Below are 16099 nucleotides of genomic sequence, written 5' to 3'. Positions count from 1 at the left end.
CGACAACGCGCTGAGCGACGGCGAGGTCTCCGCCGAAGAGCATCGGGAAAGGGTCAGCGCGGCGACCAAAGCGGTGATCGCCGCCGAAGACCGCAACTTCTACTCCAACCCCGGGTTCGACTTCAGCGGTTTTGCGCGGGCAGTGAACAACAACTTGTTCGGCAGCGGCGACCTGCAGGGTGGGTCGACGATCACCCAGCAATACGTGAAGAACGCACTCGTCGGTTCGGCGCAGCACGGCATCAGCGGCCTGATGCGCAAGGCCAAGGAATTGGTCATCGCCACCAAGATGTCGGGGGAGTGGTCCAAAGACGAAGTGCTGCAGTCCTATCTGAACATCATCTACTTCGGCCGCGGTGCCTACGGCATTTCGGCGGCGGCGAAGGCCTATTTCGACAAGCCCGTCGAGCAGCTCACCGTCTCGGAGGGGGCGCTGCTGGCGGCCCTGATTCGGCGGCCCTCGACCCTGGACCCGGCCGTCGACCCCAAGGGCGCCCTGGCCCGCTGGGACTGGGTGCTCGACGGCATGGTGGAGACCAAGGCGCTGTCATCGAACGACCGCGCCGCGCAGGTGTTCCCACAGACAGTGCCGCCCGATCAGGCGCGCGCGCAGAACCAGACGACCGGGCCCGACGGGCTGATCGAGCGCCAGGTGACCCGAGAGTTGATGGATCTCTTCAACATCGACGAGCGCACGCTGAACACCCAAGGGCTGCAGGTCACCACCACCATCGATCCCAAGGCCCAGCAGGCCGCCGAAAAGGCCGTGTCGAAATACCTTGACGGCCAGGACCCCGACATGCGCACCGCGGCGGTGTCGGTCGATCCGCGCGACGGCTCCATCCGCGCCTACTACGGCGGCAGCGACGCCAACGGTTTCGACTTCGCTCAGGCCGGATTGCAGACCGGGTCGTCGTTCAAGGTGTTCTGCTTGATAGCCGCGCTCGAGCAGGGGATCGGCCTGGGCTTTCAGGTGGACAGCTCGCCCTTGACCGTCGACGGTATCAAGATCACGAACGTCGAGGGTGAAAGTTGCGGGACGTGCAACATCGCCCAGGCGCTCAAGCAATCGCTGAACACCTCGTATTACCGGCTGATGCTCAAGCTCAAGGGCGGACCACAGGCCGTGGCGGACGCCGCGCACCGGGCCGGCATCGCGACCAGCTTCCCCGGTGTGGCCCACACGCTGTCCGAGGACGGCAAGGGTGGACCACCGAACAACGGAATTGTGTTGGGTCAGTATCAAACCCGCGTGTTCGACATGGCCTCGGCGTACGCCACGCTGGCCGCCTCCGGCGTCTATCACCGTCCGCATTTCGTGCAGAAGGTGGTCAACTCCGACGGCCAGGTGCTCTTCGATGCCGCCCAATCCGAGAACAACGGCGAGCAGCGCATCCCCAAGGCCGTTGCCGACAACGTCACCGCGGCCATGGCGCCGATCGCCAGCTACTCACGCGGCCACGCCCTGGCCGGCGGCAGGCCGTCGGCGGCCAAGACCGGCACCACGCAGCTGGGTGACACCAACTCGGACAAGGACGCCTGGATGGTCGGCTACACACCGTCGCTGTCGACGGCCGTGTGGGTGGGTACGGCCAAAGGCGACGAGCCGCTGGTAACGGCTTCGGGCGCACCGGTTTACGGGTCGGGCCTGCCATCGGACATCTGGAAGTCCACTATGGACGGGGCGCTCAAGGGCACCTCGAACGAATCCTTCCCCAAGCCCGCCGAGATCGGCGGCTATGCGGGCGTGCCGGCACCACCGCCCCCGCCGAAGGCACCGCCCTCGGAGACCGTCATCCAGCCCAGCATTGAAGTGGCGCCGGGCATCACCATCCCGGTCGGTCCGCCCACGACGATCACGCTGGCGCCACCGCCGCCCGCGGGCGGCCCGCCGGGCTCCCCGGAGCCGGGTGGTGGCGCCCCGCCGGGTGGACCTCAAGCGCCGCCACCGCCGCCGTGACCGGGCCCGCGGAACCCGGCGCCACCATTTCACCGCGACCGCTGGCCGCGGATCTACGTAGCGTCGGCAACCGAGACTGCCCGAGCCGCACGGACTTTCTGGGCGCCGCACTTGCCGACGTCGTCGGGGGACCGGTGGGCCGCCACGCGCTGATCGGCCGCGCTCGGTTGATGACCCCGCTGCGGGTGATGTTCCTGATCGGGCTGGTCTTTTTGGCGCTCGGCTGGTCGACCAAAGCCGCCTGTCTGCAAGGCGCCGGTACCGGCACCGGCGATCAGCGCGTGGCCAACTGGGACAACCAGCGCGCCTACTACGAGTTGTGCTACTCCGATACGGTGCCGCTCTACGGCGCGGAATTGTTGAGCCAGGGCAAGTTTCCGTACAAGTCGAGCTGGATCGAGACCGACTCCACCGGCGCCCAGCAGATCCGCTACGACGGGAAGCCCGCGGTGCGGTACATGGAGTATCCGGTGCTGACGGGGATGTATCAGTACGTGTCGATGGCGTTGGCCAAGACCTACACCGCGCTGAGCAAGCTCGCCCCGCTTCCGGTGGTCGCCGAGGTGGTGATGTTCTTCAATGTCTCGGCGTTCGGGCTGGCGCTGGCGTGGCTGGCCACGGTCTGGGCGTCCGCGGGCCTGTCCGGGCGGCGGGTCTGGGATGCGGCCCTGGTGGCGGCGTCACCGGTGCTGATCTTTCAGATCTTCACCAACTTCGATGCGCTGGCAACGGGTTTCGCGATGGCCGGATTGCTGGCGTGGGCGCGGCGAAAGCCGGCCCTCGCCGGCGTGCTGATCGGTTTGGGCGCCGCGGCAAAGCTGTATCCGCTGCTGTTCCTGGGACCCATGCTGCTGCTGGGGATCCGGACCGGGCGGCTGCGGGCGTGGAGCCGCACGGCGGTCGCGGCCGTGGTGACCTGGTTGTTGGTGAACCTGCCTGTGCTGGTGTTCTTTCCGCGCGGATGGTCGGAGTTCTTCCGGCTCAATACGCGACGGGGCGACGACATGGACTCGTTGTACAACGTCGTCAAGTCGTTTACCGGCTGGCGGGGGTTCGATCCCAAGATCGGGTTCTGGCAGCCGCCGACGGTGCTGAACACGGTCGTTGCAGTGCTGTTCGTGACATGTTGTGTGGCAATCGCGTTCATCATCTTGACGGCTCCGCGGCGGCCGCGGGTGGCGCAGGTGTTGTTCCTGGTGGTGGCGGCCTTCCTGCTGACCAACAAGGTGTGGAGCCCGCAGTTCTCGCTGTGGCTGGTACCGCTGGCCGTGCTCGCGCTGCCGCACCGGCGGGTGCTGCTGGCATGGATGACCATCGACGCGCTGGTGTGGATACCGCGGATGTACTACCTGTACGGCAACCCGAACCGTTCGCTGCCGGAGCAGTTCTTCACGACCACGGTGCTGTTGCGCGACGTCGCGGTCATGGCGTTGTGCGCGTTAGTGATTCGGCAGATTTATCGGCCCGACGAGGATTTGGTGCGCTGGGCCGGACGGGTGGACGATCCGGCGGGTGGTCCGTTCGACCGCGCACCCGACGCCCCGCCCGATTGGCTGCCGGATTGGCTGCGACCGCCGGGGTCGCGCCGCGCGAGCGCACCCGCGTCCGACGACGCCGACAAACAACCCGCGATGGCAAGCGGCACCAGGACGGCATGACGCCATGACGCAGGTCGCCATTCCGCTCTTCCCGCGCTTCACCGCGCTCGACGCGGTGGGACCCTACGAGGTGCTGCAACGCATCCCGTCGATCGACGTCGTGTTCGTCGGGCACCAGCGCGGTGAGGTGCGGACCGAGAACGGAATGCTCGGCGTCAGCTGCGACGCCACCTTCGACGAGGTGAGTGCGCCGGACGTGGTGGTGTTCCCCGGCGGCATCGGCACCCGCCAGCTGATCCACGACGAGGCCATCCGGGCCTGGCTGCAGGCGGTGCATCCGAACACCCGGTTCACCACCTCGGTGTGCACCGGCGCACTGCTGCTGGCCGCGGCCGGGCTGCTGGACGGGCTGACCGCCACCACCCACTGGGGGGCCGCCGACCTGCTCAACGATTTGGGCGCCCGCTATGTGGCCGAACGAGTCGTCGAACACCTACCGCAGCGGATCATCACCGCGGCGGGGGTGTCCAGCGGCATCGACATGGCCTTGCGGCTGGTGGAGTTGCTCGTCGATCGCGGGGCCGCACAGGCGGCTCAGCTGCTCATCGAGTACGACCCGCAGCCGCCGTTCGACTCCGGTGCGCTCGCCAAGGCCGACCCGGAGACGGTGGCCAGGGCCAAGGAATACTCGGCCGCCCGGAAATAGCGACGTTGCGTCGTCGCCCGGATTTTTCTGGTCAGCCCGGTATCCGGTAGCCTGGGGCGGTTGCCGACGCAGGCGACCCTCCTGTCACGGATCGACCGTGGCCGTTTGAGACCAGAGGAGGTGGTGAGGTTTCCATGCGTCCATACGAAATCATGGTCATTCTTGACCCCACGCTCGACGAGCGCACCGTTGCCCCGTCCTTGGAGACGTTCCTCAACGTCGTCCGCAAGGACGGTGGATCCGTCGACAAGGTCGACATCTGGGGCCGGCGCCGGCTGGCCTACGAGATCGCCAAGCACGCCGAAGGCATCTACGTTGTCGTCGACCTGAAAGCCGAGCCGGCGACGGTGTCCGAACTCGACCGCCAGCTCAGCCTCAACGAGTCGGTCCTGCGCACCAAGGTGATGCGCACCGACAAGCACTAACAATCGTGGCCGCGCCGTGGACCCACGGCGGGATGCACCTGCGTAGGCTCAGCGAGAACACGCTCATGACATCCACTACCGGAGCGGCGAGGAACAGCGTGGAACGAGGAGGAAACTGTGGCTGGTGACACCACTATCACCGTTGTCGGAAACCTGACCGCAGACCCTGAGCTGCGGTTCACCCCGTCGGGTGCCGCCGTTGCGAATTTCACGGTGGCGTCCACACCCCGGATCTATGACCGCCAGAGCGGGGAGTGGAAAGACGGTGAGGCGCTGTTCCTGCGCTGCAACATCTGGCGGGAAGCCGCCGAGAACGTCGCCGAAAGCCTCACCCGCGGCTCCCGGGTGATCGTCACGGGCCGGCTCAAGCAGCGTTCGTTCGAGACGCGCGAAGGTGAGAAGCGCACCGTCTTCGAGGTCGAGGTCGACGAGATCGGCCCCTCGCTGCGGTATGCCACAGCCAAGGTCAACAAGGCCTCGCGCAGCGGTAGCGGCGGTGGCGGCTTCGGCGGCGGTGGCGGCGGCGGTGGCGGCGGAGGTGGATCCCGCCAGCAGGCGGCGCCCGCGAGCGGCGCACCGGCCGACGACCCGTGGGGCAGTGCGCCGGCATCGGGTTCGTTCGGCGGCGGCGACGACGAACCGCCGTTCTGACAAAACTTCAGCAGTAGAAAAGGGAAAGAAAGACAGACATGGCCAAGTCCAACAAGCGGCGCCCGGCTCCGGAAAAGCCGGTCAAGGCGCGTAAATGTGTCTTCTGTTCGAAGAAGGGACAAGCGATCGACTACAAGGACACCGCGTTGCTGCGCACGTACATCAGTGAGCGCGGCAAGATCCGGGCGCGCCGTGTGACCGGCAACTGTGTGCAGCACCAGCGCGACGTCGCGATCGCGGTGAAGAACGCCCGCGAGGTTGCTCTGCTGCCCTTCACCTCCTCGGCGCGATAGTCGCCGCGCCTCTTTTAACCCAACTGAAAGTACGAAACGATGAAGCTGATTCTGACGGCTGACGTCGACCACCTTGGTACCGTCGGCGACACTGTCGAGGTCAAGGACGGTTACGGCCGCAACTACCTGCTCCCGCGCGGCCTGGCGATCGTGGCCTCGCACGGCGCGCAGAAGCAGGCCGACGATATCCGCCGGGCCCGCGAAACCAAGTCGGTGCGCGACCTCGGCCACGCCAACGAACTCAAGACGGCGATCGAGGCGCTGGGACCGGTCTCACTGCCGGTGAAGACCTCGGCGGATTCCGCGAAGCTGTTCGGTTCGGTGACGGCCGGCGATGTCGTCGCCGCGATCAAGAAGGCGGGCGGCCCCAACCTGGACAAACGGATCGTCCGGTTGCCCAAGTCGCACATCAAAGCCCTCGGTACCCACCCGGTCGCGGTGCACCTGCACCCCGAGGTCGACGTCGAGGTCGCGCTCGAGGTAGTCGCGCAGAGCTAAGCGCCCCACATTCGCTCATTCCCGGCGGTGGCCCTGATCGGCCGCCGCCGGGCTTCGTTGCGCTGCGGGCTTGCGGTTGCGCTCCACTCCGGCCGGTCGCGGAGGTGCTCCTTGGCGAACGATTTTCGGGGTGCGTTCGGACGGTGCCCGTTACCGGCCCGTAACGCTGGGAAAATGTGGTGGAAAGCCAACACGCCCGGGACGGCAACCTGGCCCGACACGCCGTAGAGATTCTTGTCCACACCAATTTAGTGGCGTTGTATGGCCGGTATCTGCGCCGATGTCCTCGCCCTTTGCATTAATCCACAGGTTCTCCACACCCCGCTCAACACACGAGTCGACGGATATGCACACACGATGCACAGCTTCATGAACAGCACCCCATTTCCCTACTAGCCAGCAACGTCTAACGTCGTCCCGGCGCCGGCGTGCGGGCGCTCCGGGCGAAGGTGTCAGCATCTTGACCCAACCCTTAAATGTCAGCTATCGAATGTATGTTCGGATGCGTGGGTAACGGGAGAAGGGAATCCATGGCTGTCGTCGATGCTCTGACGTCGGGCATGGATGCATCGTCGCCGAGCGAGGATTTCGGACGTCAGCCACCGCAGGACCTCGCGGCCGAACAGGCCGTCCTGGGCGGCATGCTGCTGAGCAAGGACGCCATCGCCGATGTGCTCGAGCGGCTGCGGCCCGGGGACTTCTACCGCCCGGCGCACCAGAACGTCTACGACGCGATCCTGGACCTGTACGGGCGCGGCGAGCCGGCCGACGCCGTCACGGTCGCCGCGGAGTTGGACCGCCGCAACCTGCTGCGCCGGATCGGCGGCGCCCCGTATCTGCACACGCTGATCTCGACGGTGCCCACGGCGGCCAACGCCGGCTACTACGCGACCATCGTGGCCGAGAAGGCGCTGCTGCGGCGCCTCGTCGAGGCCGGCACGCGGGTCGTGCAGTACGGCTACGCGGGTGCCGAGGGCGCCGATGTGGCCGAGGTGGTCGACCGTGCGCAGGCCGAGATCTACGAGGTGGCCGACCGGCGGACGACGGAGGATTTCGTCCCGCTCGAGGATCTGCTGCAGCCGACGATGGACGAGATCGACGCCATCGCGTCGAACGGCGGCGTGGCGCGCGGCGTGCCGACCGGTTTCACCGAACTCGACGAGGTGACCAACGGTTTGCATGCCGGCCAGATGATCATCGTCGCGGCCCGACCTGGAGTCGGGAAGGCGCTCGCGTTGGACACGCTGCTGCCCACGCCGACGGGCTGGACGACGATGGGTGATGTCGCGGTCGGTGACGAGTTGCTCGGCGCCGACGGACAGCCGACGCGGGTGGTGGCCGCGACCGACGTGATGCTGGGACGGCCATGCTATGAGGTGGAATTCTCTGACGGGACAGTGATCGTCGCCGACGCTGCGCATCAGTGGCTGACCGAGACGCGCGCATCCCGGAAGTCAGCGCAAGCGGCGGCGGTGGGCTACAACCGGTCCAAGAATCAACGCACCTTCGCGGCGGTGCGAACGACGGCGGAGATCGCCGGAAGTCTGCGCTGCCCCACTCAAGACCGGCGACTGAACCACAGCGTCGTCAATGCGCAGGCACTCGACCTTCCGGATCGCGAGTTCTTGGTGCCCCCTTACACCCTCGGTGCCTGGCTGGGGGATGGCACCAGTGCGGCGGCCCAGATCACCGCGGTCGATCCTGAGATCGTCATGCGCATCGAAGCGGACGGCGTCGTAGCGGTTCCCTCGGAATCCGCTCGCTACCGGTACCAGCTCCGTCTGCCGGCTCAGGCTGATCAAGCCCCGCGCCACTGCGTGGTCTGCGGCAAGTCGTTCATTCCCCAAACCAGTCAGGTGCGGACCTGCGGACGCTCGTGCGGTGGCCGGGCACGGTTCGTCTCCGCCCCCGTGCCGAGCCCCACCTGCGTTCGCTGCGGGGGGCCATCCGCGGGGCTGCGGTTGTGCCAGAGATGCCATTCCGCGGTAGGCACCTTGCAGGCGCGCCTGCGCACGATCGGCGTGCTTGGGAACAAGCACATCCCAGTCGAATACCTGCGGGGATCCGAGACGCAGCGGCGCGCGCTGCTCGCCGGCTTGCTCGATACCGATGGAACCGTGACGGCGGGTGGCGCCGTCCAATTTTCAGTCACTAGCCAACGGCTGGCGCGCGATGTCAGCGAGCTTGTCGTCGGCCTTGGCTATCGCTGCCAAACCTCGACTAAGCGCGTCCGAGGCCGTTACGAGTGGTCCAGCATCGCGTACACCCTGACTTTTTCCACGGAAGACAAAGTGTTCGCCTTGGAGCGAAAGGCCATAGTGCACAAGGAGCGCCGTGCCAGAGTCGGCACCACGCGCTCTGGGTCCCGCTTCATTGTGGACGTCCGCCCGATCGAGACAGTTGCCGTGCGTTGTGTCGAAGTGGACAACGACAGCCACATGTACCTGGCGAGCAACGCGATGATCCCGACCCACAACTCCACCCTTGGCCTGGACTTCCTGCGGTCGTGTTCGATCAAGCACCGGATGGCCAGCGTCATCTTCTCGTTGGAGATGAGCAAGTCCGAGATCGTCATGCGGTTACTGTCGGCCGAAGCGAAGATCAAACTCGCCGACATGCGTTCCGGCCGGATGAGCGATGAAGACTGGACACGGTTGGCGCGGCGGATGAGCGAAATCAGTGAGGCCCCACTGTATATCGACGATTCGCCCAACCTGACGATGATGGAGATCCGCGCCAAAGCGCGCCGGTTGCGGCAGAAAGCCGACCTGCGTCTGGTCGTGGTCGACTATCTGCAGCTGATGTCGTCGGGCAAGAAGGTTGAATCGCGGCAGCTAGAGGTATCCGAATTCTCGCGCCAGCTCAAGCTTTTGGCGAAGGAACTCGAGGTTCCCGTTGTGGCGATCAGCCAGCTCAACCGTGGTCCCGAGCAACGCACCGACAAAAAGCCGATGCTGTCCGACCTTCGTGAGTCGGGATCGCTGGAGCAGGATGCGGACATGGTCATTTTGCTGAATCGCCCGGACGCGTTCGAGCGCGACGACCCGCGCGGGGGAGAGGCGGATTTCATTCTCGCCAAACACCGCAACGGCCCCACCAAGACGGTGACCGTCGCGCACCAGCTGCATCTGTCGCGGTTCGCCAACATGGCGCGATGACGGTCGTCGTCTGTTCTGGCGGCTGGTGGTGGTTGCCGACGACGAAGTGCAGGGAAGATTGGCAAGCCGGTGCCTCGTGTTAACACTTTGACCGCCGCGGGAGGCCTGTCCGGTGGGTGCCCCGCCGCACGCCAACGCCGAAGACGGTTCTCGGGACTCCCAGTTATGGGGTAAGCTGCACGGCGAATGTGTTCTGCATTCGCAAAAGTAAACGAAAGAAGTACAGGAAATATGGTGCAAGGAACCGTGAAATGGTTCAACGGCGAAAAGGGCTTCGGCTTCATCGCTCCCGATGACGGCAGTGCGGACGTCTTCGTCCACTACTCCGAGATCCAGGGCGGTGGCTACCGCTCACTGGAGGAGAACCAGCGTGTTCAGTTCGAGGTTGGACAGGGCGCCAAGGGCCCCCAGGCCACCGGAGTGACCGCAGTCTGATCTTTACGTAATCTGTGGGCTGGCAAGGGATTATCCGTTGCCAGCCCACAGAGCGTTTTACGGCCGGTGCGGTGGCTCCTCGCCTGATCGGCCCCGTCGTTCCGGGCGGCTGGTGGCGGCGGTTGGGCGGCGCGAGTACACCCCGCAGAACCGCGGGCCCAACATGTTGTCCACACGGGAGGATCCCCGCGCTCCTATCTGCAACTCCCGGTGAAAACAGTCCTTACATCGTGCGCCGACGCCTCGATGTAAGTCAGCCGTAGGTCGTCGCAGCCCGGTCGCGTCAACCCCGACTGGCCAGACCCCTGCGCAACGTGTTGCGGAGGGCAGCCGGAAATCCTGCAACGAGACCCTTGCCAAGATCGTCGATCCGAGATATATAAAAACTATGCCGGATGGCACAGATAACGGATGTGAATAGGCACTAGAAGGGAGTGTTGGAGGTGACGACCATGTTGGTTCGTAGCGATCCGTTTCGTGACCTCGACCGCTTCACTCAGCAGGTGTCGGGTACCGCGGCGCGACCGGCCGCGATGCCGATGGATGCCTGGCGCGACGGCGAGCAGTTCGTGGTCGAATTCGATCTGCCGGGAATCGATGAGCAGTCGCTGGACCTCGATATCGAGCGAAATGTGGTGACGGTGCGCGCCGAGCGCCCCGATGTCGAACCAAGCCGGGAGATGCTCGCAACCGAACGGGCGCGCGGGGTGTTCAGTCGCCAATTGGTGCTCGGCGACAATCTCGACACCGACCATATCGATGCGTGTTATGACGCCGGGGTACTGCGTTTGCGTATCCCTGTGGCCGAGAAGGCAAAGCCGCGCAAGATCGCGGTCAACCGCGGGGGTAGGCAGCAGACCGCAATCAGCGCGTGATGGGCCGGTGTGATGCTGACAGAACTTGGGTTGGTGATGACGCACTGCAGCACCGGGACAGCGGCGCCCGGCGCGGTCACCGACGCATCACCGGGCCAGCAGACAGGGCTTCTGCTGGCCGATGATCCGGAGGTTTCGGTGCTGATAGCCGAGGTCGACGCCATCTTGTGCGCGGCGTCAGCGACCCTGCTTCGTCGGCCGCCGGCGCCACCAGTGACCGGGTGCGCCCTGCTCGGGCCCCGGTCACCTGGTCGGTACTGGGAGGTATGCGCGCAGCCGCGGAGTGCACCCGCGCCCAATGTGCGCGCCGTGCAGCGCAGCCCTCCGCGGCGACCAGTGGCCAGACCCGATGACACCACGATGGAGAAAGGCAGGTGATGACATCACAACGAGGATGAATGGGCCAGTCCGCCAGCCGGGCAATTCCGTGGGCACTACCTCAGTCCTGCACGGATGAGATTAGGCCACTGCCATAGCCAGGCGACTCGTCCCGGGGGCGGGCGGCCCACCCTCGCATCAACCACAATGCTGTCGCCAGAACTCAAACGTGTTGCCTAGTCGGGGTTAATGATTAGACGCGAAGGAAGTGAAGGAAGGGGTAGCCGTGATCGAACACGCCATGCTCAAGAGCCGTGCGCGCAAATACTCCGGCGCGCTGGACAACTTTCTGCCGGTGGAGGCCGACCCCGCCGACTGGGCAGAACAGCAACTGTCAGTGTCCCTGCCCGACGACGAATATCCGTATGTCGGTGGTGACCGCCGCGTGCTGATCACCACGTCAGGCGGTCTCGACATCGACTGATATATCGCCTTGCGTTGAGGCCCAGCGCGTTCGAGTCGGCAAGGTCTGTTCCAAACGACCAGGCATGAGAGTTGTTGGCCGGAGTGTGGCCGGCGTGTGACCTTCCCGCGACCGTGACGAAGGACGCTCATCACGTGACGGTAATCGCGGCAATCTGCGCGCTCACGGCGGCGACCTCCATCGGCTACTACTTCGGGCGCCGGGCGGGCTCGACGCGACCGGGCTGGAAGAAGCGCACCAGCCGGATCGCGCTCGGCAGGCAGGCGCTCAACCTGCTCGCGATGATCACGGTACGCCGGATCCAGCAGAGCTTGCGGTTCGAGCGGAGCTTGTCCGACAGGCGAGGGCCGAGACTGATTGCCCCACTTGGCCTTCTGCGGGGTAGCGTCGTGCGGATGCGGTCGACCTATTAGCTCGGTCCGCATCGACCGTCGCTGAGAAGGAAGAGGGCTGGCATGGCTGCGCTGCAGGGCAAGGTGGCATTGGTGACGGGGGCGTCGTCGGGCCTGGGCGCGGAAACGGCCAAGTTGTTCTCCCGCCAGGGCGCAACGGTTTTCGGCATCGGCCGCGACACCGGCCGCCTGTCCGACGTGTTCGCCGGCGTGGAACGCGGTGGCTACGCATCGATCGACATAGCGTCGGCGCCGGCCTGCAAAGACGCGGTCGAGCAGTGCGTCCGCCAGTTCGGAGGCTTGGACATTCTCGTCAACGTCGCCGGGAAGCACCAGATGCGCCGGACGGAGGCGATGACCGACGACGACTGGGAGCGCGACGTCGCCGTCAACCTGAACGGCCCCAGCTTTCTCTGCCGCGCCGCGCTGCCCCACCTGCTGGAGCGAGGCGGAAACATCGTCAACGTGAGCTCGATCGCCGGAGTCGAGGGCCAGGCGTATTCGGCCGGCTACTGCGCCGCCAAGCATGGGCTGATCGGCCTCACCCGCGCGTTGGCCGTGGAGTACACGGCGGATCGGCTGCGCGTCAACGCCGTGTGCCCGGGCGGCATGCTCACACCCCAAATCGAACAGTTCAGCGCCCCAGACAATCCGAACTACGACCTGATCATGCGCACGGCCTCGCCGCGCGGCATGATGCGGCCCCTCGACGTCGCCAACGCGATTGCCTTCCTCGCAAGCGACGCCGCGGCCGCCATCCACGGCGCCGTCTATCGGGTCGACAACGGCAAAGGCGCTGGATAACGGTTGGGGCACGTTTCGGTCAACCGTCGACATGTCATGCGGCACCGCGATTCTCGTGGCCGACAATTCGGGGCATGAGGCAGTTGCGGGAGCCCGACGGTGGCGCGTGAGATCTCACGGCAGACGTTTCTGCGGGGCGCCGTCGGAGCGCTAGCCGCCGGAGCGGTTCTCAGCTCCCCCCGGGCGGTCGCCGATCCAAGGCCTTCCGGGTGGGAAGGCCTTTCCACCGCCCTCGGCGGCAAGGTGTTGCTTCCGGATAATCCCCAATTTGCCAGCGCCAAGCAGGTTTTCAACACCAATTACAACGGGTCCACGCCGGCCGCGGTCGTCACCCCGACGTCGGCGGCCGACGTGCAAAAGGCGATGGCGTTCGCCGCCGCCCACAACCTCAAGGTCGCTCCGCGCAGCGGCGGGCATTCCTACATCGGCGCGTCGACTGCGAACGGCACCATGGTGCTCGACCTGCGTCAACTGCCCGGGGATGCCAACTACGACGCCGCCACGGGGCAGGTCACGGTGACACCGGCGACCAGTCTGTACACCATGCACCGGACTCTGGCCGCGGCCGGCCGGGGCGTGCCGACGGGCACCTGCCCGTCGGTCGGTGCGGCGGGGCACGCGCTGGGCGGCGGCCTGGGCGCCCAGTCCCGGCATGCGGGCCTGCTCTGTGACCAGTTGACGTCGGCATCGGTGGTGTTGCCCAACGGCCAGGCGGTCACCGCGTCCGCCGCCAGCAACCCTGACCTGTTCTGGGCGCTGCGGGGCGGCGGTGGCGGCAACTTCGGTGTGACGACTTCGCTGACTTTCGCCACATTCCCCACCAAGGACGTCGACGTCGTCAACCTCAACTTCCCGCCGGAGTCGTTCGCCCAGGTCCTCGTCGGATGGCAGAACTGGCTGCGCACCGCGGACCGCAACAGCTGGGCACTGGCCGACGCCACCGTTGACACGACGGGCATGCATTGCCGAATCATGGCGACCTCTCCGGCCGGGTCGGGTAACAGCACGGCGGCGGCCATCACCCAAGCGGTCGGAATGCAGCCGTCCGGCATCGAGAACCACACCTTCAACTACCTGGACCTGGTGAACTACCTGGCCGTCGGGAACCTCAACCCGTCGCCGCTCGGGTACGTCGGCGGATCCGACGTCTTCTCCACCGTGAACGCGGGGGTGGCACAGGGGATCGCCGCGGCGGTCAATGCCTTTCCCCGCGGAGCCGGCCGCATGTTGGCGATCATGCACGCGCTTGACGGCGCCCTCGCCACGGTGGCACCGGGCGCCACGGCGTTCCCGTGGCGTCGGCAGTCGGCGTTGGTGCAGTGGTATGTCGAAACCGGCGATCCTACGGCGGCGACGAACTGGCTCGGCACGGCACACCAAGCGGTGCAACAGTATTCGGTCGGCGGCTACGTGAACTACGTCGAGGCCAACCAGTCGCCGGCGCGCTACTTCGGCCCGAACCTCTCCCGGCTGAGCGCGGTACGGCAGAAATATGACCCCGGCCGAGTGATGTTCTCCGGGCTGAATTACTAGCTACCCGGCGCCGTACCGCGCGGGCCCGCAAGTCGATGATTAGACCCCCTTCGCGCGGGGTATTTCCACTGCGTCTCTGCGAGTGAAGGGTTTGACGAATGGCAGTGGAACACGGTCGAGCACGGTGCCCGCGATGCATGGCGTGGGCGCAGTACAGCTTTCTCGAGCGTGACGACGACAAGCTCGAATATCAGGTCCATTGCGATGCGTGTGGCAACCTGTATTCCGAAGTCACCACCGCGGCGACCGCCACGACGTCGGCCGCTTAGCCGTCGGCCTTCCGACCTGCTGCGTTACGGAATTTTACCCTGGTGTAAAGTCGAGGACGCGAGCCAGGACGCCCCCTATTGGAGCAGCGCCCAGTGCGCGCAAACGCCGTGCGGAACGCGTTGAAAGGGGCGGCGTGGACGACATTTTGGCGCGAGCGGGCATCTTCCAGGGAATTGCACCCGATGCGGTCGCCGCGTTGGCCCGCCACCTGGAGCACGTATCCTTCCCGCGCAGGCGCACCGTCTTCGTCGAAGGCGACGTGGGCGACGACCTGTTTGTGATCTTGTCGGGCGCGGTGAAGATCCGCCATCAGACAGCGGACGGTCGTGAAACCGTCTTCGCGGTGCTGGGCCCTGGCGACGTGTTCGGTGAGCTCGCACTGTTCGATCCGGGCCCGCGAACCTCGACGGTGATCACGCTGGCCGAGGTGGAAGCCGTCAGGATGGACCGCCACGCCCTGCGGACATGGATGGTCGAACGACCCGAAATCGCGGAGCAGCTGCTGCGGGTGCTGGCGCGCCGACTCCGGCACACCAACAACACCTTGTGCGACTTGATCTTCACCGATGTGCCCGCCCGGGTGGCCAAGCAAATCCTCGATCTGGCAATGCGATTCGGCACCAACAACGAGGGCCCGGTGCGCGTCGAGCACCACCTCACGCAGAAGGAGCTCGCTCAACTTGTCGGCTCCTCGCGCGAAACGGTCAACAAGGCGCTATCGGACTTCACCCAACGCGGCTGGATTCGGCAGCAGGGCAAGGCCCTGATCATCGATCAGCCCGCGAAGCTGGCCCGGCGCGCACGGGCCTGACGCCCACGCCCTACGTGATCGACCAGAATTCCAGCAGGGTGCGCAGCGTCGCAACCAAGGGGAGCGGTTGGTCCAGCATCGGATGATGACCGGCTTCGGCCAGCTCGACGAAGGGGCCTCTCAGCTGTAAAAGAGAACGGATCCGTTCGGCCATGGCCGGCGGCACCATTCCCGATTCGCACTGCAAATAGCCTACGCGGCAACGCATTGCGACGAGCATGCTCTCCAATGATTCCTCGTCGGCGGGAGTTGGCTCGAGAAACTCGCCGCCGAAAATCGCCGGGTCGAATTTCCAAACCCACCCCGCGTTGGTCTTGCGCACCGACTCGGCTGCGATGTGTTGGCGTACATAAGGGAGGATCAACTCCTGCGACGGCACGGCCGTAAAACGGGCCAGGATCTCATCTCTGGTCCGGTATTCGGTGTGCTTGTGCCGGCGTAGGCGCCCTTCCTCGGGCACCCGCTCCCACAACGGCGAGTCGATCACCAGCATGCTATTGATCTGCTGGCTGTGGTGGATTGCGGCTGTGGACGCGACCCACCCGCCCATGCTGTGACCCACGATGGTCGGCCGGCCGGCGGGCCCGGCGGCAGACGCGGCCGCCATCACTTCGGTTGCCCACGTCCGCAGGTCGTAACCCTCGCGTGATCCACTGTCGCCATGTCCGGACAGATCCAGTGCGATCACCCGGTGGGTGCGGGAAAAGAACGGCGCGATGTGATCCCACCACCCGGAGTGCGCTCCGCCCCCGTGGATCAGCACCACCGGAGGTTGGTCCGCGGCGCCCCAGATCCGTAGGTGGATGCGGCAGCCGTCGACATCGACCTCACCCTGCTCGGGAGGTTGATCGAGTGCGGCAGTGAACCAGGCCGGTGTAACCGGCATTT

16 protein-coding genes and 2 pseudogenes are annotated in these 16099 nt (G+C 65.8%); 17 read left to right on the top strand and 1 reads right to left on the bottom strand.

Going from position 1 to position 16099, the window contains the following annotated elements; all coding sequences use genetic code 11:
• From A5775_RS25920 to A5775_RS20240, 17 genes and pseudogenes are all read left to right on the top strand, one after another.
• Positions 1-76: pseudogene (locus A5775_RS25920) on the top strand (hypothetical protein); the annotation flags it as partial.
• A pseudogene (locus A5775_RS20310) lies at positions 68-1960 on the top strand (transglycosylase domain-containing protein); the annotation flags it as partial. The pseudogenes A5775_RS25920 and A5775_RS20310, both read left to right, overlap by 9 nt.
• A complete protein-coding gene (locus A5775_RS20305) occupies positions 1957-3618 on the top strand; it encodes a glycosyltransferase family 87 protein (protein ID WP_067256326.1) in 1662 nt (553 codons plus the stop codon). The pseudogene A5775_RS20310 and the gene A5775_RS20305, both read left to right, overlap by 4 nt.
• Positions 3619-3622: 4 nt before the next feature.
• Complete coding sequence (locus A5775_RS20300; RefSeq protein ID WP_067256324.1) at positions 3623-4264, top strand: DJ-1/PfpI family protein; 642 nt, start codon at positions 3623-3625, stop codon at positions 4262-4264.
• Between the two features lie 134 nt (positions 4265-4398).
• Positions 4399-4689: a 30S ribosomal protein S6 gene (gene rpsF, locus A5775_RS20295; RefSeq protein ID WP_007771721.1), complete on the top strand. Its 291-nt coding sequence runs from the start codon at positions 4399-4401 to the stop codon at positions 4687-4689.
• Positions 4690-4806: 117 nt separating this feature from the next.
• On the top strand, positions 4807-5340 hold the full coding sequence (locus A5775_RS20290) for a single-stranded DNA-binding protein (RefSeq protein ID WP_067256322.1): 534 nt from the start codon (positions 4807-4809) through the stop codon (positions 5338-5340).
• Positions 5341-5378: 38 nt separating this feature from the next.
• A complete protein-coding gene (gene rpsR / locus A5775_RS20285; RefSeq protein WP_067256320.1) occupies positions 5379-5633 on the top strand; it encodes a 30S ribosomal protein S18 in 255 nt (84 codons plus the stop codon).
• Positions 5634-5672: 39 nt separating this feature from the next.
• A complete protein-coding gene (gene rplI / locus A5775_RS20280; protein ID WP_067256317.1) occupies positions 5673-6131 on the top strand; it encodes a 50S ribosomal protein L9 in 459 nt (152 codons plus the stop codon).
• Between the two features lie 530 nt (positions 6132-6661).
• Positions 6662-9289: a replicative DNA helicase gene (dnaB, locus tag A5775_RS20275; RefSeq protein ID WP_067256315.1), complete on the top strand. Its 2628-nt coding sequence runs from the start codon at positions 6662-6664 to the stop codon at positions 9287-9289.
• Between the two features lie 231 nt (positions 9290-9520).
• Entirely contained in the window at positions 9521-9724 is a 204-nt protein-coding gene (locus A5775_RS20270) for a cold-shock protein (RefSeq protein WP_067256313.1), read from the top strand.
• A gap of 452 nt (positions 9725-10176) precedes the next feature.
• Entirely contained in the window at positions 10177-10599 is a 423-nt protein-coding gene (locus tag A5775_RS20265; RefSeq protein ID WP_067256373.1) for an Hsp20/alpha crystallin family protein, read from the top strand.
• 604 nt (positions 10600-11203) lie between these two features.
• On the top strand, positions 11204-11401 hold the full coding sequence (locus tag A5775_RS20260; protein WP_067256371.1) for a hypothetical protein: 198 nt from the start codon (positions 11204-11206) through the stop codon (positions 11399-11401).
• A 134-nt stretch (positions 11402-11535) separates the two neighbouring features.
• Entirely contained in the window at positions 11536-11814 is a 279-nt protein-coding gene (locus A5775_RS20255) for a hypothetical protein (RefSeq protein ID WP_067256368.1), read from the top strand.
• Between the two features lie 42 nt (positions 11815-11856).
• Positions 11857-12597 (top strand): SDR family NAD(P)-dependent oxidoreductase, encoded by a 741-nt coding sequence (locus A5775_RS20250; protein ID WP_067256310.1) that lies wholly within the window; start codon positions 11857-11859, stop codon positions 12595-12597.
• A gap of 99 nt (positions 12598-12696) precedes the next feature.
• Positions 12697-14130: an FAD-binding oxidoreductase gene (locus tag A5775_RS20245; RefSeq protein ID WP_067256308.1), complete on the top strand. Its 1434-nt coding sequence runs from the start codon at positions 12697-12699 to the stop codon at positions 14128-14130.
• Positions 14131-14267: 137 nt separating this feature from the next.
• The gene (locus A5775_RS26085; protein ID WP_255362123.1) at positions 14268-14399 is read left to right on the top strand and encodes a hypothetical protein; all 132 of its coding nucleotides are present in this window, start codon (positions 14268-14270) and stop codon (positions 14397-14399) included.
• 134 nt (positions 14400-14533) lie between these two features.
• Positions 14534-15211: a Crp/Fnr family transcriptional regulator gene (locus tag A5775_RS20240; RefSeq protein ID WP_067256306.1), complete on the top strand. Its 678-nt coding sequence runs from the start codon at positions 14534-14536 to the stop codon at positions 15209-15211.
• A gap of 10 nt (positions 15212-15221) precedes the next feature.
• Here A5775_RS20240 and A5775_RS20235 read toward each other — a convergent pair whose 3' ends face one another.
• Positions 15222-15977, bottom strand: a complete 756-nt coding sequence (locus tag A5775_RS20235) for an alpha/beta fold hydrolase (protein ID WP_067256366.1) — start codon at positions 15975-15977, stop codon at positions 15222-15224.
• Positions 15978-16099: the final 122 nt, after the last annotated feature.

It is taken from the genome of Mycobacterium sp. 852002-10029_SCH5224772 (assembly GCF_001667315.1).
Lineage (GTDB): Bacteria > Actinomycetota > Actinomycetes > Mycobacteriales > Mycobacteriaceae > Mycobacterium.
Note: the sequence above shows the minus strand (reverse complement) of the source record. Positions and strands in the feature narration are given on the sequence as shown.